This window comes from Brevibacillus brevis (assembly GCF_900637055.1).
Taxonomy (GTDB): Bacteria; Bacillota; Bacilli; order Brevibacillales; family Brevibacillaceae; genus Brevibacillus; species Brevibacillus brevis.
Genome location: NZ_LR134338.1, coordinates 3,524,005 through 3,542,528, shown reverse-complemented (window position 1 = coordinate 3,542,528; position 18,524 = coordinate 3,524,005). Strand labels below are relative to the sequence as shown.

The window sequence follows — 18,524 nt, the reverse complement described above, 5'->3', positions numbered from 1 at the left end:
GTCGACTTCTTTATCACGACCATTGTATCAAATGAGTGGATTCATCAGTAATTTTTATTTGGTTTTCCAAAAGAAGTTTTGTAATATTTCGTTATAATAACAAAGAAGATGGAAAGAATAGGGGGCTCGTTCAAGATGGGAAACAACGAAAAGGTGGAAGGGCTGACAATAGAGGAGTGGAAAACGAAATATCCGCTTCTCCATAACATGATGGCGACGGAGGAAGTGTTCTGGACGAACCCTAGCTATGACGAGATCGCAAAAGCAGCTCTCTCCGTTCGGCCAGAGGAAGTCCATGATGCAGAAGAACGCTTGCGGCGTTTTAGCTCGTTCATTCAAGTGGCTTTTCCTGAGACAAGAGAAGCTGGTGGACTGATCGAGTCCCCACTCGTTCCGATAAAAGAGATGAAAAAGCACCTGGAGTCTCGCTTTGCGACGAATATACAAGGGAATCTCTGGTTAAAATGCGACAGCCATTTGCCTATTGCAGGTTCGATCAAAGCACGGGGCGGCATCTACGAGGTGCTGGCACATGCAGAAGAATTGGCCCAAAAGCATCAGATGCTGCAACCGGACAAGGATTATGCTATTTTGGCCTCGGATGCGTTCCGGGAACTGTTTTCCCGTTATTCCATTGCGGTAGGCTCGACAGGGAATCTCGGTTTGAGCATCGGGATCATCAGCGCGAAGCTCGGTTTTCAAGTCACTGTACACATGTCAGCGGACGCTAAAGCATGGAAAAAGGAATTGCTGCGGGCAAAAGGGGTCCAGGTTGTGGAGTACGCATCGGATTACGGAAAAGCCGTGGAAGAGGGCAGGAAGCAGGCTGAAGCCGATCCGAACTGCTACTTCATCGATGATGAGAACTCCAAGCGATTATTCCTCGGCTATGCAGTAGCAGCCGAACGATTGAAAAGGCAGCTAGAGGAACAACAAATAAAAGTAGATCGTGATCACCCGCTGTTCGTCTACCTTCCGTGTGGAGTTGGTGGTGGTCCTGGTGGTGTAGCATACGGGTTAAAGCTTAATTATGGTGACCATGTTCATTGCTTTTTTGCGGAACCGACTCATTCTCCTTGCATGCTGCTAGGTTTAATGACAGGGCTCCATGACAAAGTTTCCGTTCAAGATTTCGGGATAGACAACAAGACAGAGGCAGATGGTCTGGCAGTTGGTCGACCTTCCCGATTGGTAGGAAAAATGATGGAGGACCTGCTGAGTGGCGTGTTTACCGTGGACGACGAGGAGCTATATGCCTTGTTGCGAGCCTTGCGCGATCATGAGTCCATTCGATTGGAGCCGTCTGCATTGGCTGGCATGCCAGGACCTGTTAGATTGTTTCAGCAGGAGACAGGGCGGATGTATTTGGAGAAGCAAGGTCTAACGGAGAAAATGAAAAAGGCGACCCACATCGTATGGGTGACTGGTGGGAGTATGGTGCCGGAGTATATTCAGGAAGAGTATTATGCCAAAGCTCTGGATGGGAATGGAAAAAAATAAGAAAAGTATGATATTAAAGATACATAATAGTTATTATGTAAACAATTTTCGTGAAGCCCGGATGCATTCTTCCGGGCTTTTAACCATTCATTTCAAAAAGTCTTCTGCGTCTTGAATATAATAAACGTCGGTCTTCTTACTTCTGAAATCTGATGCGGCTGCAAAAGGAGTCCTTCTGGTGTGCAGGTTGGCTCGATGATCTCTTGCAGGGTAAGCCCCGCTTGGATTAACGTATTGACGGCAGTGGACATGGAGCGGTGGTAAAAAAGGGCCTTTCTGCCGTTCATCATGTGCATTTCACGCTCTCCATCTTCCAAGTAGTTATCCAAGGGCCAGAAATGCTTCTGCCCTTCTTCGTCGCGTACCCAACCCTCGACCTTTTTGCGAGCAGTAATATGCGGATGGAGTGTAGAGTAAACGAAATGGCCTCCGTTGCGCAAGGCGCGGCTTACTTTGTTGATCACGTGCTCATAGTCACGAACATAGTCCATGACAAGAGAGCTCGTAATGAGATCGTAGTCATGATCGGCAAGCGCAATGTCCTCCAGGGAGCCATGTAGATAGTGAATGTTCTCATGACTGTTGTTCGTTCGGGCATACTCCAGCATGTTGTGAGAGAGATCAACACCGATCACTTCACTTGCTCCTTGCTCCACACAGTACTTGGCGAACTGTCCGCCACCACATCCGAGGTCGAGTACACGCAATCCTTTCAGGGAGGGGAGACAACCGCGAAAAGCAGGCTGTTCGATTATATCATTCTCCGATTCACCGGACAGACGGAGCTTTTGATAGTCCTGATAAAAATCCAGTTGATCATACAGATTTTGTTTCATCCTATATCACCTGTTTCTATTTTATTAAAGATGAATATAATGGCAAAATTCGTTTAAAACGATTGAAAATGAGAGCAGGAGTTTGCATTTTTTACGAGAATTAGTGAGAGACAACCCATTTTCGCGATTCCGTCCGCTTTGCTGAGACGGTTTTTTTCTGTAAGAAGATTTGGTTTCGATATTTTTTGGCGAGACTGAAATCGAAGGAGGGATAGACGTGGACCAAATACTTCAGCTGATCAAAGATTACTGGCCGATTGCGCTAGCTATCATACTCATCATCATGGCTGCCCAATGGGTGGTGCGAAGTATCATTCGAATTATTTCGCTCGCTGCTATTATTGGTGTTGTGCTCGTGTTGTTTTTCCAATTCAGTCCTGAAGAAGTGATTCAAATGGGACGTCAAGCAGCCGTAGCTACACAGGAAGTCGTCGATAAGACGATTACACCAGTCTTGGACAAAGAGCTTAAGGATGCCGATATTTCCTTCAAGGAAGATGGCACCTATGAAGTGAAGACAACGAGTATTCGCATCGTAGGCAAAAAGGGCGAAAACAAAGCGACTGTCTATTACAAGGATGAGGAATGGGAAGTAAATATCGGTCAATTGAGCAAGCTGTTCCAGGACCGACTCGGTAAAGCGGAGCAAGAAAGCAAGACAATGTAGAATGGGAAAAACGCATGGGGCCAAAAGGGTCTCATGCGTTTTTTGCTGGATAGGCGAGTACTTCCTTTACCCATGTATCTAGCAGATATTGATATTCTTCGCTCGTTTTGATTCCAGGGGCTGAGGCAAATTGTTTTTCGAGTGGGAGCGTGCGCAGTTTTTTAGCGAATTTCCCTTCGATATCATCTTCATCTTCGAATAGCAGATAGACGACATCTTCCAAGGAGCGATAGCTCGTAACACTATACTCGATTTCATTCATTATCGTTTGAAAATGACCGTGACGATACTGGCAAAGGATGAAAGTGAAATCTAGGTTGTTTACGATTTCTAAAAATCTGTTCAAATACGCAGGTTCCACCATGATACACGCTAGCCAATGGTGTGGATTATGAGAGTGACTGATGTGGAATTCTGGAATTATTTCGATAAAGTGCTGCTGTCGTTCTGGGCTGGCTTTGCCATAGTAATCATAGTTGAATTTGCGAATGATTTTCTTCAGATGCTTGAAAGGGATTGCTGTGCCAATAAAAAGTCCGTAATATCGGTTCATTCTGTGGTTCATTCTGTGCTTCCTTTACACGGTAGTCATACTCGGAGCTATACGCAGTCGAGTTGCTTGCTCATAAGCGTAGGCCAGGCGAAGCAGGGTAGGTTCCTGGAATGCCAATCCAGTTAGCATGATGCCGAATGGCTTGCCCGCGGAAGTATAGCCAGCTGGAACCGTAATCGAAGGGTAACCGGCTTTGGCCGGGATAGCATAACCCGTACTGCCGGGGTACAAGAGGGCATCGAGTTCGTGCTCCTTCATGACAGCATCAAGGCCTTGCTTCTGTGTCATTTCCAAATCGAACAGGCGATTCGCCAGATACTCCGGCTCTGTCAACGTACCACTTGTTTGCTCGGATTCTTCCAGCAGCTCTTGCCCGTAAAGCAGGGCTTGTTCCTCATGTGCCCGATTAAAGGCAATGACATCCCGCAAGGAGCGGATCGGGTAGGGGGCTGGTAAGGTTTTTAAGTACGCATTGACGCCTACCTTGAATTCATGCACCAGAACTTGTCTATCCCACTTGGCATTTTCTGTCGGAATGGTGACCGCATCTATGACAGTTGCACCAGCCTCTTTGAGCTTTTCAATAGCTGCTTCATACAAGGCGATTTCTTCGTCATCACACTCAGCCAAAAACCTGGAGCGTACAACGCCGATGCGCGCACCCCGCAAACCGTCTGCATCGAGGAAGGGGAGGTAATCGGTATGTGCTAGACCCTCGCTTTTTCCAGTCACCGGATCATTTTCATCTATCCCAGTAAGCGCGCCAAGCAAAATTGCTGCATCTGTCACAGTTCTCGCCATCGGTCCGGCTGTGTCTTGGCTATGGGAAATCGGAATGATACCCGAACGGCTGATTAAGCCAACCGTAGGCTTGATTCCCACGAGCGAATTGTGCTCCGCTGGGTGGAGAATGGACCCAGAAGTCTCCGTACCGATTGCCACTACGGCAAATCCTGCGGCAATCGCAGCAGCTGAACCCGAGCTAGACCCGCCGACTTCGAGTACACCAGGACCGTATGGGTTCAATACTTGTCCACCGCGCGAGCTATAGCCATCTGGCATGTCATTGGAGATATAGTTAGCCCATTCCGTAAGATTTGTTTTCCCTAAAAGGACGGCGCCCGCCTCTCGGAGCCTTGACACAACAAATGCATCCGCAGAGGCAAACGAATCTGCTAAAGCTAGAGCTCCAGCCGTCGTGTGCATTTTGTCAGATGTCGCAATGTTATCCTTGATGAGTACAGGGATTCCGTGAAGCGGCCCGCGACTGCCTGACACTGCTCGTTCCCGATCCAGTGACTCTGCAATCGCCAGTGCATCTGGGTTTAGCTCACAAATAGCATTGATTCGGATGCCTTGTTTGTTGTATGTGGCAATCCGCTCTAAAAAGGCGAGGGTCAGTTCCCGGGAAGTCGTGGTTCCGGCTGTCATTGCAGCTTGCCATTCGAGAATGCTTGTTTCATGAATCAATGACATAATGTATCCCCTTTTGCGAATGATTTAATTATTTATTATAGTACCAAATTCAGGTAAAGGGAAAGAGAGGGGAGTGTGAACCTTTTGTCTATAAAAAACAAGCTGACTCTACGAGAGAATCAGCTTGCATGTGTTCCTATCAAATTATGCGTTTGATCCAGCAGCTTGCAGCTTCGCTTTTTCTTCCGCTTCTACATAACGGTTGCGAGGGTGCTCGCGGCATTCATCGGAGCAAGAGCGCTTGAATTTTGTCTCGCATTCTGTGCAGCAGAAGTGCTGCTTGTTGCAGAATGGGTTCGCGCAGTTTACATAGCGGTCTTCCACCGTACCGCAGTAATGGCAACGGCCAATGACAACGTCTTCTTCGGTATGGTTGATCGGCACAGAGATGCGTTCGTCAAACACGTAGCATTTTCCATCCCACAGACGTCCTTGGACTTCTGGATCTTTTCCATACGTGACAATTCCGCCCTCAAGATGGTAAACATTTTCAAAGCCTTGTTGCAGCAATATACCTGTCAGCTTTTCGCAACGAATACCGCCTGTGCAGTAGGTGAGGACTTTTTTATCCTTGAACTGGCTCATGTTTTCACGAATCCATTCAGGGAATTCACGGGAGGAATCCACTTCAGGGCGAATCGCACCACGGAAATGTCCCAAATCGTATTCGTAGTAGTTGCGACCGTCGAGGATCACGACATCCTCTTCCTGCATCATTTCGTACCATTCTTTTGGTTTCAGATAGGTGCCGACTAGTTTATTCGGATCAACATCCTCCTCCAAACGCCAGGTTACCAACTCTTTTTTCGGACGCACAAACATTTTTTTGAACGCATGTTCTTCCGACTCATCTATTTTAAACCACATATCACTAAAACGTGGATCTTTTCGCACATATTCCATGTAGGCGTCGGTTTGTTCAATCGTACCGGATACGGTTCCATTAATGCCCTCCGGAGCTACGATAATCCGCCCTTTCAGACCGTTATCCTTGCAAAATTGCAAGTGCTCGGCTGCGTACTCCTCATAATTTTCAATAGGAGTATACTTGTAATACAACAAAATGCGATATGGTTTTTGTACTTGCAAGGTACAATTCCACCTTTCTTTTCAATTGTGATTTTAGATGCAACGGTGATTATACCACATTCCATTGTTAAAAGCGCTGAAAAAGAAAGGGATTTGTGAGGTTTTTATGAAATTCCGTGCTTCTTGCTGGAAGTGGACGCATCCTGTACACTATGAATGGTATTCAGCTGACAGGCTACAGAGGAGAGACGATTACATGAACATGACAAATGAGCGCCTGGTTACGCAGGTGAAAATTAAAAAGCTCCACCAAGACGCCGTGATCCCAGCGTACGCGAGAGCAATGGACGCGGGCTTTGATCTGGTCGCGGTAGAGGATACATTGATTGCCCCTGGCCAATCTGCAAAAGTTCCAACTGGCTTGGCGTTCGCGCTTCCGGAAGGATTTGAATTGCAAGTGCGCCCTCGCTCCGGGATCAGTGCTAAAACAAAGCTGCGCTTGTCCAATGCACCGGGGACTGTTGATGCAGGCTATCGCGGTGAAGTATGCGTGCTGATCGATAACATTCGGATCGCATCCGGAAAAAGTGGCAAGGTATGTCTGGGCGCTGGCGAAAACGAAGTAACTGTTGAACAAGAAGTCGATGCACATAGCTACTTAATCAAAAAAGGGGACCGGATTGCACAGGGTGTCATTGCAATCGTTCCAGTCGCGCAGTTCGAAGTAGTCGATGAGCTGGATGAGACAGAAAGAGGAGCGGGCGGCTTCGGCAGCAGCGGTCTCAAGAGCTAGTTCAATCGAGTAAAAATACAAGACCCCTGATTATCAGCCGTGTAAATGGGCGTGAGCTGATACGTCAGGGGTCTTTGCTTTGATCAAATCCTCATCCTTTGGCGGATAAAAACTGGTCAATTCTCGAAAGATCGTCAGCTGTCAACGAACGTCCATCTGCTTTGACGAATACGCAAGGTCCATAGACCCAGTCTAAAAATCCGTCTGATGTGATGGGGAAATTGTTCGCTTGTACCCCGCGAGCATCTTCATTCACAATGAGGGTGATACCCTCCAGATGGTCATCATCTACTACCTCATAATCACCACCCACCAGCTCCTGTAGTTCATCCGTCCCATCGATTTCTCGAACAACTGCATGTTCATGCGGAAGCTTTACGTATACCGTAGTCAAGCGCAATCACTCCTTCTGACACCCATCATAACGTATAACCAATGAATTTTGCGATAGGAGAGCGGATGCCTGTTGGCGTGTTGGTTATCCTATGGTTGAGAATTGAAGTAACGTCCGTATTGATACTTTCAGCCTGAGGGGACATGCTGATGATACTCGTGACCGGAAAACTGTATTGGCCAGAAACATTGCCAGCGCCACCCCTATATCCTGCTCTGACCGAGGACGTGAAGTGTGATGTCCTGATCATTGGTGGCGGTGAGGCAGGAGCACTCGTTTCCTATTATCTGAAGCAGCATGATGTGGATGTCATCCTCGTGGATAAACGGCGGGTAAGTGGGGGCAGCAGCAGCGCTAACACCGGTTTGCTGCAAATATGCAACGACAAAACGTTGACAGCCTGTATCCATTCTTTCGGTGAGCAAAAAGGAGTTCGTTTTTACGAGCTGACGCGGCAGGCGGTTGATGAATTAGAAAAAATTTCTGGGCAGCTAGACCAATCTCCAGATTACATAAGGCGTGACAGCCTGTACTATGCCAGCGAACCAGCCGATGCGGAGAGCTTGCGTACAGAGTACCAGTTATTGAAGAAGTATGGCTTCCCAGTCACGTATTTTGACCGACCAGATATAGAGAAGCGATTCTCCTTTTCAAAGGCAGGGGCTATTTATTCCAAGGGAGATGCGGAGCTCAATCCGTACAAATTTACCAACGGTGTGATCGCCCACTCTGTAAAAAAAGGGACGCGCGTATACGAAAACACGGAAGTCGTGCATCAAAAAGTACAGGACGGAGGGCTTTTGGTCTATACCAAAAGTGGGCACACAATCAAGTGCAGGCGTGCTGTGTTTGCAACTGGCTACGAGGCACAATCCATGAAGCGTAATGCCAATGCTGTCATTTCCAGCTCGTTTTCCATCGTGACTAATCAAGTCGAAGCGCTTACGGGTTGGCCGCATGCATGTTTAATCTGGGAAACAGCCCGTCCCTATTTGTATATCCGCACTTGTCCAGATGGGAGAATCATTGTCGGAGGACTTGATGAGCCATTGAACGACTTGCAAAAGAGGGATGCTTCTAGCCTTAAGAAGCGTGATCAATTGCTCGCAAAGATTCAAGAGTTATTTCCGCAGATTCCCATGCGAGCCGAATATTATTGGGGAGCTACTTTTGTCGGAACGCATGACGGACTCCCGCTGTTTGGGGAGCAGGAGGGGTATCCCCATTGCTTGTTCACGCTAGGGTATGGGGGGAATGGAACCGTTTATTCGACTATCGGCGCGCAAATCATCAGTGATCTGATTACAAAAGGAAGTCATTCGGACGCCGATCTTTTTGCTTTTGACCGGATGAAATATGCCAGTGCCAAAGTCTGATCGGAAAAGCTTTCCCATTCAACGGGAAGGCTTATTTTTTTGAAAATGACAGAACGGGCGGGCCCAAATTTGCTGGATAGGCAAGTAACATTTGAACGTGGCCTACCTGCCTAGCATAGGGTAGATGGAAATATCGTTGACAGGAATAAAAAGGCAGGTATAATCTTCAATAACAGAGTATTCCGAGTAAAATACTATATATTAAAAGAGGAGTGAAGGTACGCTGTATGAAAACCACGAAAGGCAAGGTCCAGACGATCCTGCAACGCGTAGGAATCGTTGCTTTGGCGGCTGCTATGGCAGGCTGCTCAGCTGCTGCACCAGCAGAAACAGGGAATGGAGCGGGGGGCAGCAACTCTACGGTAGAGCTGCTCAATGTTTCCTATGATCCGACACGCGAGTTTTACCAAGACATCAACAAGGAGTTTGCCTCAGAGTGGCAACAAAAGACAGGTCAAACAGTGACGATCAAGCAATCACATGGCGGTTCAGGCAAGCAATCCCGCTCCGTCATCGATGGTTTGGAAGCAGATGTAATCACCCTTGCCCTCGCTTATGATATTGACGCGATTGCTGAACGCGGTCTGATTCCTGCCGATTGGCAAAAGAAGCTCTCGGACAACAGCTCGCCTTACACCTCCACGATTGTGTTTCTCGTGCGCAAAGGCAATCCGAAGCAAATCAAAGATTGGGATGATTTGATCAAGCCTGGTATCTCCGTGATCACCCCGAACCCGAAAACGTCTGGGGGAGCCAGATGGAATTACTTGGCTGCCTGGGGATATGCCCTGAAGACAAATGGGGGAGATGAAGCGAAGGCACAAGAATTCGTGTCACAATTGTTTAAGAATGTACCCGTCCTCGATTCTGGGGCACGTGGTTCGACCACTACTTTTGTCGAGCGTGGCATTGGGGATGTGCTGATTGCTTGGGAAAACGAAGCGTATCTCGCTGTCAATGAACTAGGGAAAGACAAGTTTGAGATTGTGAATCCGTCCTTGAGCATCTTGGCTGAACCGCCTGTCACCATCGTTGACAAATACGCTGACAAGCACAAGACAAAAGAAGTAGCAGAAGCATACCTCCAGTTCCTGTATACCAAAAAAGGCCAAGAGATCGCAGCCAAGCATTTCTACCGCCCTCGTTCGCAGGAAGTGCTCCAAGCACATACACCCGGATTCCCCGAAATCAAATTGTTTACCATCGATGAGTTGTTTGGTGGCTGGACGAAAGCACAAAAGACTCATTTTGCAGATCAAGGCGTCTTCGATCAACTTTATAAACCATAGACCTACACTTTCCTCAGAGGAGTTACCTTCATGAGAAAATCACTGCGCAACAGAGGTTTTTTGCCAGGCTTTGGCATGACCATGGGCTATACAATCGTCTACCTGAGTCTTCTGGTGCTGATCCCTCTGTCTGTCTTGTTTTTAAAAGCTTCGACGATAAGCTGGGAGCAATTCATAGGGACGATCATGGATACGCGCGTCCTTGCCTCTATTCGTGTGAGTATTATGACTTCCTTCTTCGCGGCTTGTCTCAATGCAGTGTTCGGTGTCTTAGTGGCATGGGTATTGGTTCGCTATCAGTTTGCGGGGAAGCGGATCATCGACGGCATGGTTGATCTGCCATTTGCTTTACCTACCGCTGTAGGCGGGATTGCCCTGACTTCTATCTACGCTGAAAATGGCTGGATCGGGCAGTATCTGGCGGAATGGGGGATTAAGGTAGCGTACACCCCCATCGGTATATGGGTTGCACTAACATTCATCGGTCTTCCTTTTGTCGTCAGAACCGTCCAGCCTGTTTTGCAGGATTGGGATTTGCAAATGGAGGAAGCGGCGGCTACGTTGGGCGCTACGCGATGGAATACATTTTGGCGGGTGGTTTTGCCGCATCTGTTACCGGCGATCATTACGGGTTTTGCGCTCGCCTTTGCCAGAGCATTGGGGGAGTACGGCTCCGTCGTTTTCATCTCCGGGAACATGCCGTTGAAAACAGAGATTGTGCCCCTCTTGATTATGACCAAGCTGGAACAGTTTGACTATGCAGGCGCCACGGCAATTGCAACAGTCATGCTAGTGATTTCCTTTATCATGCTTTTGATCATCAACTACTTGCAATGGAGAATCAATAAATTCGATGCGGCCCGTTAGGAGGTATCACGTATGAAGCATTTGACGGAGCCGGCCTATATCCGATGGACATTGATTATCGTGGCCTTGCTCTTCCTCGGCTTGTTTTTGATTCTTCCGCTTGTTGCTGTTTTTACAGAAGCGTTTCGGCAAGGGGCGGAGGTGTTCGTTGCGTCCATTACAGATGAGGAAACGTTATCCGCTGTCAAGCTCACCTTGCTTGTGGCTGCCATTAGCGTTCCGCTGAATGTGACGTTCGGGATCGCTGCTGCATGGGCAATCGCCAAGTTTTCGTTCCCGGGTAAAAATGTGTTGCTTACGTTGATAGATTTGCCTTTTGCCGTGTCTCCAGTCATTGCGGGTCTGATCTTTGTCCTCTTGTTTGGGAGTCAAGGTGTGGCTGCGCCCTTGCTTGAGGCGTGGGATTTCAAAATCATATTTGCGGTTCCAGGTATCGTGCTCGCGACGACCTTTGTTACCTTTCCGTTCGTCGCTCGTGAACTGATTCCGGTCATGGAAGCACAGGGAAGAGACGAGGAGGAAGCAGCAGTCTCGCTCGGAGCAAGCGGCTGGCAAACATTTTTACGCGTCACGCTGCCAAACGTAAAATGGGGACTCCTGTACGGGGTCATACTGTGCAATGCCCGCGCCATGGGTGAATTCGGGGCAGTATCCGTCGTTTCCGGTCATATTCGCGGCATGACCAATACGCTCCCGTTGCATGTGGAGATTCTCTACAACGAATATCAATTCGCTGCTGCCTTTGCGGTAGCCACCTTGCTTGCTGCCTTAGCCTTGGTGACGCTTATTCTGAAAAGCTTGATCGAGTGGAAAACCGAGCGGCAGGCAAAGCTGGATGAGGAACAACACTACGACGTGACAGGAGAGAGAGCCGGATGAGTATCGAGGTAGTGAACATTACGAAGTCATATAAAAGCTTTACGGCGCTGAAAAATGTAAATCTGCATATCCCGGAAGGCGAACTCGTAGCGCTTCTCGGGCCTTCCGGATCGGGAAAGACGACGCTTTTGCGTCTCATCGCTGGACTGGAGCAACCACAGGAGGGGAGCATCCTCTTTAACGGAGAGGATAATACGAACCGTGACGTACGCGAGCGGCAGGTTGGATTTGTTTTTCAGCATTACGCCTTGTTTCGGCATATGAACATCTTTGACAACATTGCGTTTGGATTGTCAGTTCGCTCCCGCAAAACCCGACCGAGCAAGGAAGAAATCAGTGAAAAGGTTCATTCTCTGTTAAAGCTCGTGCAGCTAGATGGTCTCGCACATCGCTATCCCTCACAGCTATCCGGTGGTCAGCGCCAGCGTGTTGCATTGGCGAGGGCGTTGGCAGTGGAACCAAAATTTTTGCTGCTGGATGAACCGTTTGGCGCTTTGGATACGAAAGTGAGACAGGAGCTGCGTCGCTGGCTCCGTCATCTGCACGGGAAGCTCGGGCTGACGATTCTGTTCGTCACACACGATCAGGAGGAAGCGATGGAATTGGCGGATCAGGTAGTTGTGATGAATGAAGGGCGAGTAGAGCAGGTAGGATCGCCCGAAGAAATTTATCATCATCCGGCGAATCCGTTCGTGTACAGCTTTCTCGGGCGGGTCAATCTGTTTCACGGACGAATCCAAAATGGCAAAATCAAGCTCGGCGAAGCAGAGTTCGAGACAGATTGGAAAGATAAAGCGGTGGAGGCTCCCGCTGTCGGATACATGCGCCCACATGATGTAGAGATTTCGTTGCGTCCGCCAGAGGGGAAGTCTGCCAGATCTGTTCAGGCCGAGATTAACCATATTTCCCTCTTGGGTCCGATCGTTCGTCTTGACTTGAAGCGTTTGGACACGGATGAGGTGTTTGAAGCCGAAATGAGCAGGCAGCGCTTTATGGAGTTGAACGTAGAAGAGGAGAGCATTGTGTACGTTACGTTGCACAATGTATCGATCTACGTGGATTCACAGCCTTTGCAGACACATCGCCCTGCTCTCGTTCCGTTGCAGGCCAGTGTTTGATCCGATTGATTGCAAATAAACCGGTCTGCATATGCCGCAGGCCGGTTTTTGATGGAGGCACTCGCTACTCGCCACGTTGCTTGGAGCGAGTCTGTTCTTTGCTAATTGTGTTCGATGTACGGGTTTGCGAAGGGTTTTCTTTCTTTCCCATCTCATTTTTGACACCATTGTGCTTGGACATTTCTTTGCCTCCTTCCCACTGGATTGCCATGGTAGTTTTCCCTGCCACAGGCAATTTCATGAGTCAGGTATTTTTTGCTGTGCTCGAAATCGTTTATCTTTTGCAAAATGAGGTCATCTCTGGTAAGATAAGTGTTTGAACGATTCAAAAAAGGCAGGTATTGCGACGATGATAAGCACTCAGAACGTGACGCTGCGCTACGGCAAGCGCGCACTGTTTGAAGATGTATCCATTAAGTTTACCCCAGGTAACTGTTACGGCCTCATCGGTGCGAACGGTGCAGGGAAGTCTACCTTCGTGAAGATCCTCTCCGGAGAGATCGAGCCGACGAGCGGTCACGTTTCGGTGACACCGGGCGAGCGTATCGCTGTATTAAAGCAGAACCACTTTGAATTCGACGAGTACGAAGTGTTAAAAACGGTTATTATGGGCCACAAGCGCCTGTTCGAGATCATGGAAGAGAAGACCGCTCTTTACATGAAAGAAGATTTCTCCGAGGAAGACGGCAATCGCGCGTCCCAATTGGAGGGAGAATTCGAAGAGCTGAACGGCTGGATGGCCGAAGCAGATGCAGCTAGCTTGCTGATCGGCCTCGGTATCCCGACAGACCTGCACGACAAGCAAATGAAGGACCTCTCTGGTACGGAGAAGGTACGCGTTCTGTTGGCACAAGCACTGTTTGGTAATCCACACATCCTGCTCTTGGATGAGCCGACGAACCACTTGGACATCGAGTCGATTCGTTGGTTGGAAAACTTCCTGGCGGATTATGAAAACACCGTCATCGTTGTATCCCATGACCGTCACTTCCTGAACAAGGTGTGTACGCACATTGCGGATATTGACTTTGGCAAAATCCAAATGTACGTGGGTAACTACGACTTCTGGTACGAATCCAGCCAATTGGCGCTGAAAATGGTTCGTGATCAGAATAAGAAGAAAGAAGAAAAAATGAAGGAACTGCAAGAGTTTATTGCGCGTTTCTCTGCGAATGCTTCCAAGTCCAAGCAGGCGACTTCGCGTAAAAAGCTGTTGGAGAAAATTACGTTGGAAGACATTCGTCCTTCCAGCCGTAAGTATCCGTTCATTAACTTCAAGCCAGAGCGTGAAGCAGGTAAAAACCTCGTAGCCATCGAAGGCTTGAGCAAGACGATTGAAGGCGAAAAGCTGTTTGAAAACCTTCACCTCACCATTAACAAAGGGGATAAAGTTGCGTTTGTCGGACCAAATGAGCTGGCGAAAACAACCTTCTTCCAAATTTTGATGGGTGAAGTTCAGCCTGATAGCGGTTCTTTCGAATGGGGCGTTACGACTTCCCAAGCGTACTTCCCAAAAGACAATGCGGAGTACTTTAACTCCGATTTAAGCCTGGTTGACTGGCTGCGCCAATACTCCAAAGATCAAGACGAGACATTCATTCGTGGATTCCTCGGTCGCATGCTGTTCTCTGGAGATGAAGCGCTGAAAAAGGCGAACGTATTGTCCGGGGGAGAAAAAGTTCGTTGCATGCTGTCCAAGATGATGCTGGCGAGTGCCAACGTACTGATCATGGACGAACCGACGAACCACTTGGATTTGGAATCCATTACTGCATTGAACAACGGCTTGATTGAGTTCGACGGTACACTTCTGTTCGTATCTCATGACCACCAGTTCGTCCAAACGATTGCGAACCGGATCATTGAGTTCACGCCGAAGGGTGTCATTGATAAAATGATGACGTACGACGAGTACCTCGAGAGCGATGAAATCAAACGCCTGCGTGACGAGCATTACGCGTAAGCTGCCTACGCACATATAAAAAGCCCTTGGCTTCGCACAAATCGTGCCGAAGTCAGGGGCTTTTTCTCATGTTGCGGGGTCTTCCACGAACTCGATTTTGTTAAGGAACGCTTCCTTGCTCGAGAAAATAACGCGCTCTTTTCGCGGGGAAGTAAAGAACACCACGATATACTGGTCATCGATGTATTCTACCGTGCCTCGTTTCTTTGGTCTCTGTATCGTCTTCACGGGTTTATTCAACCATTCGTTCATCTGATGCTCCTCCTACCTGACTTTCCCATTCATTATACCAAGATTAAAGGCGATGCCCAATGACATGTGCAGTCATGGCAATGCGCAGCAGCATTTGATCGTGTCCGTTTTCCGCATTCAATCCGGTCCACTCCCGGATGAGCTGGATGCGGTATTTGATTGTATTTTTATGGACATACAAACGACGCGCGGCTTCTGCGTAATTGCCATCCGTTTGCAAAAACACTTGCAAAGTTTGCAAGAGCTGTCCGTTCTTTTCACGATCATAGCTTTGAATTTTGCCCAGACATTCTTCTGCAAACGCTTGTGCTTCTGTCGCAGGATCGTCTGCGTACATGATTCGCTCGAGTCCTAAGTCGTGGTAGCTTTTGACGCTAAGAGAAGAGACGTTGGCTGGGTTTGCAGAATGTAGAGCGGTTCGCAAGCTGATCAACGCTTCCCTGTAACTACGAACGATGCCTTCCCGTTCAGGATGATATCGTCCAATTCCTGCAAAAACGGGTTGATCCAGTTGCTTGGTGACCGTCTTCAAGCACTGTTCCTGCAACCATTGCGAAAGCGATTCCATAGCGACATGAATAGACAACGGTACGAGCAAGAGGACACGATTTTCCTGATCCAATCCATACAGAATCGCTTCATTTGAGGAAAAAAAGCTGTGCAACGCATTCAGAAGATGATGGTTTTCTTGCCAAAGTTCCATGCCGGTCTTGTCGTGGGGGGAGGAGCTTAGGATCATCGCAATATAGTGATCGGACAACTCCCAGCCGACTTCATCGGCTTTTCGCATGAGCATTTCGTGTGAGACGATCTGGCCACTGACGAGTTGTTGCAAGAAATCATTGCGAAAACGCTGGAATGTTTCCTGGATGGCTCGTTGGCGCTGCATTTCAAGTGACAAGAGGGCAGCACTTTGCTCGATGGCGACTTTTTCCCACGCGTATAGATCACGTTCCCGCTGTCCAATGATGATGGTTCCCTGCACGATTTGGTCGTGGAGAAGCCACCGGACATGGATTCCCTCTTTTTGTCTGCTAAGAGGCTCTTGCGTGAGTCGAATCGGAGCGCGCTGACCGTAAAGCTTGTCCAAAGAATGATCGAGTGGGAGCGGAGCAAGAGAAGAATCCCATTTCCATTTATGCTGGGGGACATGGATGGAGACAGGAGCATCAAGGATATCGGACAGTAAATCTGTCAAAGTAGAAACCGGAGCTCCACCCGTTAAATAGTGATGAAATCGTTCATAAATAGCATGGGTTCTATCCAGCTCGATGCGCTGTTTGTCATTGATGCATTGAACAACTGGCACGATGACATCCGACCAAGCTTTATCCATCGGAAAGGACAGAATGGGAAAAGCCTTTTTCGTAGCGTGGGAGAGAACGGCTTCAGGAAGGTCCTCCATGTATCGACCTAATTTGATGGCAAGCCCGGGGGTGCCGATGGCGACTAGCTCATCGATGAGCGTGATCAGCCGTTTCGTACATGTTTTTTGCTGAGAGAGAAATGGAAAGCCTGTCGTCAGAACGAATTCACCAGCCCGCAGCCACCTATGGCCATCGGGAGAATCAAACGAAGTGACACCTAGCAGTTCATTTTCTAAAGAGTCCGCGCCTGCAAGCACTGACGATTCATCAAAGCCACCAACTTGTATGAGCTCACGGACAGTAATCATTACGCTCACCATGCCTTCATCATCTTTTAGCTACTTGCACAAAACCCTGTTCCGTTTTCTAGCCATGTGAACAAAGGAGATATTTGAATTTTTCGATAATACTAATGTACATGTCCAGGATGTGTACAGGCAATGGGACAAATCGAGCAAACTGGGGGGAGTTGCATGAAAGCGAGAGATTGGCTAGGGGTACTGCCGTTCATTGGGATGCTGGGAGGAATTCCGTTTGTGAATCGGGTTGAGCCTTATGTTTTAGGCATGCCGTTTGTCCTATTTTGGATCGTTCTCTGGGTTGTCTTAACTTCCGTCATCATGGCATTCCTCAACAAAATCGACCCTGCTACGAAGGAGGACGGCCAATGAATATTGCCTTGATCATTATTTTTTCCTTTTTATTGCTGTCCTTCTACTCCGGTATTCGTGCGCAAAAAGGGAAAGACATGAATATGGAACAATGGACCGTTGGCGGTAGAGGTTTTGGTTCGATCTTTATTTTCTTGCTGGTAGCAGGCGAGATTTATACGACATTCACCTTTTTGGGGGGCAGCGGTTGGGCGTACTCCAAAGGGGCACCATCTTATTACGTTCTCTCTTACATTTCCCTCGCCTATGTCATTTCCTATTGGCTCTTGCCGCCAATTTGGCGGTATGCCAAAGAGCACAAGCTCGTCTCCCAATCCGATTTTTTTGTGAGCAAATACAATAGCCCGATACTTGGCATTTTGGTCGCCGCAGTCGGAGTTATTGCGATTATCCCGTATCTCGTCCTCCAATTCAAAGGCCTTGGGATCATTGTATCGGAAGCTTCCTATGGCTCGATTTCGCCTGCTGCTGCGATATGGATCGGGGTCATCGCTGTTACCATTTACGTCATGATCTCGGGAATTCACGGTTCGGCTTGGACGGCTGCGATCAAAGACATCATGATTTTCTTTGTCGTCGTTTTCCTTGGGCTTTACCTTCCGTTTCATTACTACGGGGGCATCCAGCCAATGTTTGAAGCCGTACAAGCCTCCAATCCTGGTTTCTTGACTTTCCCCGAAGAGGGATTAAGCATTTCCTGGTACATTTCTACGGTGCTGGTCACAGTGTTTGGCTTTTACATGTGGCCGCATACGTTCGGCTCTGTGTTTTCAGCGAAAAATGAAAATGTGTTCCGCAAAAATACGATCATGCTGCCGCTCTATACCTTGATGCTGCTGTTTGTGTTCTTTGTCGGCTTTACCGCGATTCTGCAAGTACCTGGTTTAAAAGGGGCGGACGGCGATTTGTCCTTGCTCCGTCTGTCGTTGCAAACATTCGATCCGTGGGTAGTCGGGATTATTGGAGCGGCAGGCTTGCTAACGGCACTCGTACCAGGCTCGATGCTATTGATGACCGGGGCGACACTCTTGGCGAAAAATGTGTACAAAGTCATGGCTCCGCACACGTCTGATGCACAAATCGCCCGGATTGCCAAATGGTTGGTGCCTGTCATCTCGTTGGTCTCGCTTTATTTTGCACTGAGTGGGGGAGATACGCTCGTTACGCTGTTATTAATGGGCTACAGCTTGGTCACACAGTTATTCCCGGCATTGCTTTTCAGTCTCCCTGCCAAGCCATGGGTGAATAAATACGGTGCGTTTGCCGGGATTATATGCGGCGTGTCTACCGTTGCGTATGTGACCATTTTCCAAGTGACGATTGCAACCATGTTTCCAAATTGGCCAGCCGTTGTCAAAGACTTGAACATTGGTGTCGTGGCATTGCTAGTCAATCTCGTCGTGATGTTTGCTGTGACATTTGTGACGAAGCATCTTTTTGCACTCAATCGTCATGCAGCAAACACAGAAGGCACATCAACTCTTTAATACTTAT

General features: G+C 48.3%; 18 protein-coding genes. 11 read left to right on the top strand and 7 right to left on the bottom strand.

Annotated features, from left to right (window positions below; translation table 11 throughout):
* Positions 1 to 135 precede the first annotated feature (135 nt).
* The gene (locus tag EL268_RS16715) at positions 136 to 1,500 is read left to right on the top strand and encodes a D-serine ammonia-lyase (protein ID WP_106653086.1); all 1,365 of its coding nucleotides are present in this window, start codon (positions 136 to 138) and stop codon (positions 1,498 to 1,500) included.
* A gap of 92 nt (positions 1,501 to 1,592) precedes the next feature.
* On the opposite strand, the gene EL268_RS16710 is transcribed toward EL268_RS16715, so the two are convergent.
* Positions 1,593 to 2,336, bottom strand: a complete 744-nt coding sequence (locus EL268_RS16710; RefSeq protein WP_106653087.1) for a class I SAM-dependent methyltransferase — start codon at positions 2,334 to 2,336, stop codon at positions 1,593 to 1,595.
* A gap of 217 nt (positions 2,337 to 2,553) precedes the next feature.
* Between EL268_RS16710 and EL268_RS16705 the strand changes: the two genes are divergently transcribed.
* Positions 2,554 to 3,003, top strand: a complete 450-nt coding sequence (locus EL268_RS16705; RefSeq protein WP_106653088.1) for a hypothetical protein — start codon at positions 2,554 to 2,556, stop codon at positions 3,001 to 3,003.
* 31 nt (positions 3,004 to 3,034) lie between these two features.
* Here the strand turns inward: EL268_RS16705 and EL268_RS16700 are convergent, their stop codons facing one another.
* The 3 genes from EL268_RS16700 to trhO form a co-directional block, all read right to left on the bottom strand.
* The gene (locus EL268_RS16700) at positions 3,035 to 3,568 is read right to left on the bottom strand and encodes a hypothetical protein (RefSeq protein ID WP_232029925.1); all 534 of its coding nucleotides are present in this window, start codon (positions 3,566 to 3,568) and stop codon (positions 3,035 to 3,037) included.
* 12 nt (positions 3,569 to 3,580) lie between these two features.
* Positions 3,581 to 5,032: an amidase family protein gene (locus tag EL268_RS16695; protein ID WP_106653089.1), complete on the bottom strand. Its 1,452-nt coding sequence runs from the start codon at positions 5,030 to 5,032 to the stop codon at positions 3,581 to 3,583.
* A 144-nt stretch (positions 5,033 to 5,176) separates the two neighbouring features.
* The gene (trhO, locus tag EL268_RS16690; protein ID WP_106653090.1) at positions 5,177 to 6,121 is read right to left on the bottom strand and encodes an oxygen-dependent tRNA uridine(34) hydroxylase TrhO; all 945 of its coding nucleotides are present in this window, start codon (positions 6,119 to 6,121) and stop codon (positions 5,177 to 5,179) included.
* A gap of 196 nt (positions 6,122 to 6,317) precedes the next feature.
* Here trhO and dut point away from each other — a divergent pair, with 196 nt between their 5' ends.
* The gene (gene dut / locus EL268_RS16685) at positions 6,318 to 6,854 is read left to right on the top strand and encodes a dUTP diphosphatase (RefSeq protein WP_106653091.1); all 537 of its coding nucleotides are present in this window, start codon (positions 6,318 to 6,320) and stop codon (positions 6,852 to 6,854) included.
* Between the two features lie 91 nt (positions 6,855 to 6,945).
* On the opposite strand, the gene EL268_RS16680 is transcribed toward dut, so the two are convergent.
* The gene (locus EL268_RS16680) at positions 6,946 to 7,248 is read right to left on the bottom strand and encodes a DUF3846 domain-containing protein (protein ID WP_106653092.1); all 303 of its coding nucleotides are present in this window, start codon (positions 7,246 to 7,248) and stop codon (positions 6,946 to 6,948) included.
* A gap of 149 nt (positions 7,249 to 7,397) precedes the next feature.
* Here EL268_RS16680 and EL268_RS16675 point away from each other — a divergent pair, with 149 nt between their 5' ends.
* From EL268_RS16675 to EL268_RS16655, 6 genes are all read left to right on the top strand, one after another.
* The gene (locus EL268_RS16675; RefSeq protein ID WP_106653093.1) at positions 7,398 to 8,624 is read left to right on the top strand and encodes an NAD(P)/FAD-dependent oxidoreductase; all 1,227 of its coding nucleotides are present in this window, start codon (positions 7,398 to 7,400) and stop codon (positions 8,622 to 8,624) included.
* A 296-nt stretch (positions 8,625 to 8,920) separates the two neighbouring features.
* Positions 8,921 to 9,913, top strand: a complete 993-nt coding sequence (locus EL268_RS16670) for a sulfate ABC transporter substrate-binding protein (protein ID WP_373863417.1) — start codon at positions 8,921 to 8,923, stop codon at positions 9,911 to 9,913.
* Between the two features lie 30 nt (positions 9,914 to 9,943).
* The gene (gene cysT, locus EL268_RS33140) at positions 9,944 to 10,780 is read left to right on the top strand and encodes a sulfate ABC transporter permease subunit CysT (RefSeq protein ID WP_106653095.1); all 837 of its coding nucleotides are present in this window, start codon (positions 9,944 to 9,946) and stop codon (positions 10,778 to 10,780) included.
* Positions 10,781 to 10,792: 12 nt separating this feature from the next.
* Complete coding sequence (cysW, locus tag EL268_RS33135) at positions 10,793 to 11,659, top strand: sulfate ABC transporter permease subunit CysW (protein ID WP_106653096.1); 867 nt, start codon at positions 10,793 to 10,795, stop codon at positions 11,657 to 11,659.
* Positions 11,656 to 12,777 (top strand): sulfate/molybdate ABC transporter ATP-binding protein, encoded by a 1,122-nt coding sequence (locus EL268_RS16660; protein ID WP_106653097.1) that lies wholly within the window; start codon positions 11,656 to 11,658, stop codon positions 12,775 to 12,777. The genes cysW and EL268_RS16660 overlap by 4 nt, the downstream gene beginning before the upstream one ends.
* Before the next feature lie 349 nt (positions 12,778 to 13,126).
* Positions 13,127 to 14,740 (top strand): ABC-F family ATP-binding cassette domain-containing protein, encoded by a 1,614-nt coding sequence (locus EL268_RS16655; protein ID WP_047069488.1) that lies wholly within the window; start codon positions 13,127 to 13,129, stop codon positions 14,738 to 14,740.
* A gap of 66 nt (positions 14,741 to 14,806) precedes the next feature.
* Here EL268_RS16655 and EL268_RS16650 read toward each other — a convergent pair whose 3' ends face one another.
* Both EL268_RS16650 and EL268_RS16645 read right to left on the bottom strand, forming a co-directional pair.
* Positions 14,807 to 14,992, bottom strand: a complete 186-nt coding sequence (locus EL268_RS16650) for a hypothetical protein (RefSeq protein WP_047069069.1) — start codon at positions 14,990 to 14,992, stop codon at positions 14,807 to 14,809.
* Positions 14,993 to 15,035: 43 nt separating this feature from the next.
* The gene (locus EL268_RS16645; RefSeq protein ID WP_106653098.1) at positions 15,036 to 16,679 is read right to left on the bottom strand and encodes a PucR family transcriptional regulator; all 1,644 of its coding nucleotides are present in this window, start codon (positions 16,677 to 16,679) and stop codon (positions 15,036 to 15,038) included.
* Positions 16,680 to 16,832: 153 nt separating this feature from the next.
* Here EL268_RS16645 and EL268_RS16640 point away from each other — a divergent pair, with 153 nt between their 5' ends.
* Both EL268_RS16640 and EL268_RS16635 read left to right on the top strand, forming a co-directional pair.
* Positions 16,833 to 17,030 carry a DUF3311 domain-containing protein gene (locus tag EL268_RS16640; RefSeq protein ID WP_026043050.1) on the top strand — a complete coding sequence of 66 codons (198 nt, stop codon included), beginning with the start codon at positions 16,833 to 16,835 and terminating at the stop codon, positions 17,028 to 17,030.
* Positions 17,027 to 18,517, top strand: coding sequence for a sodium:solute symporter family protein (locus EL268_RS16635; RefSeq protein WP_106653099.1), 1,491 nt, complete (start codon positions 17,027 to 17,029; stop codon positions 18,515 to 18,517). Before EL268_RS16640 ends, EL268_RS16635 begins: the two co-directional genes overlap by 4 nt.
* The last annotated feature ends 7 nt before the right edge of the window (positions 18,518 to 18,524 follow it).

What these genes read in the sequence shown, in the direction of transcription:
- EL268_RS16695 (WP_106653089.1), bottom strand. Translation starts at nt 5,032, where the DNA reads ATGTCATTGATTCATGAAACAAGCATTCTCGAATGGCAAGCTGCAATG.
- EL268_RS16710 (WP_106653087.1), bottom strand. Translation starts at nt 2,336, where the DNA reads ATGAAACAAAATCTGTATGATCAACTGGATTTTTATCAGGACTATCAA.
- EL268_RS16655 (WP_047069488.1), top strand. Translation starts at nt 13,127, where the DNA reads ATGATAAGCACTCAGAACGTGACGCTGCGCTACGGCAAGCGCGCACTG.
- dut (WP_106653091.1), top strand. Translation starts at nt 6,318, where the DNA reads ATGAACATGACAAATGAGCGCCTGGTTACGCAGGTGAAAATTAAAAAG.
- EL268_RS16670 (WP_373863417.1), top strand. Translation starts at nt 8,921, where the DNA reads ATGGCAGGCTGCTCAGCTGCTGCACCAGCAGAAACAGGGAATGGAGCG.
- EL268_RS16635 (WP_106653099.1), top strand. Translation starts at nt 17,027, where the DNA reads ATGAATATTGCCTTGATCATTATTTTTTCCTTTTTATTGCTGTCCTTC.
- EL268_RS16675 (WP_106653093.1), top strand. Translation starts at nt 7,398, where the DNA reads ATGATACTCGTGACCGGAAAACTGTATTGGCCAGAAACATTGCCAGCG.
- EL268_RS16645 (WP_106653098.1), bottom strand. Translation starts at nt 16,679, where the DNA reads ATGGTGAGCGTAATGATTACTGTCCGTGAGCTCATACAAGTTGGTGGC.
- cysT (WP_106653095.1), top strand. Translation starts at nt 9,944, where the DNA reads ATGAGAAAATCACTGCGCAACAGAGGTTTTTTGCCAGGCTTTGGCATG.
- EL268_RS16640 (WP_026043050.1), top strand. Translation starts at nt 16,833, where the DNA reads ATGAAAGCGAGAGATTGGCTAGGGGTACTGCCGTTCATTGGGATGCTG.
- cysW (WP_106653096.1), top strand. Translation starts at nt 10,793, where the DNA reads ATGAAGCATTTGACGGAGCCGGCCTATATCCGATGGACATTGATTATC.
- EL268_RS16700 (WP_232029925.1), bottom strand. Translation starts at nt 3,568, where the DNA reads ATGAACCACAGAATGAACCGATATTACGGACTTTTTATTGGCACAGCA.
- EL268_RS16650 (WP_047069069.1), bottom strand. Translation starts at nt 14,992, where the DNA reads ATGAACGAATGGTTGAATAAACCCGTGAAGACGATACAGAGACCAAAG.
- EL268_RS16660 (WP_106653097.1), top strand. Translation starts at nt 11,656, where the DNA reads ATGAGTATCGAGGTAGTGAACATTACGAAGTCATATAAAAGCTTTACG.
- EL268_RS16715 (WP_106653086.1), top strand. Translation starts at nt 136, where the DNA reads ATGGGAAACAACGAAAAGGTGGAAGGGCTGACAATAGAGGAGTGGAAA.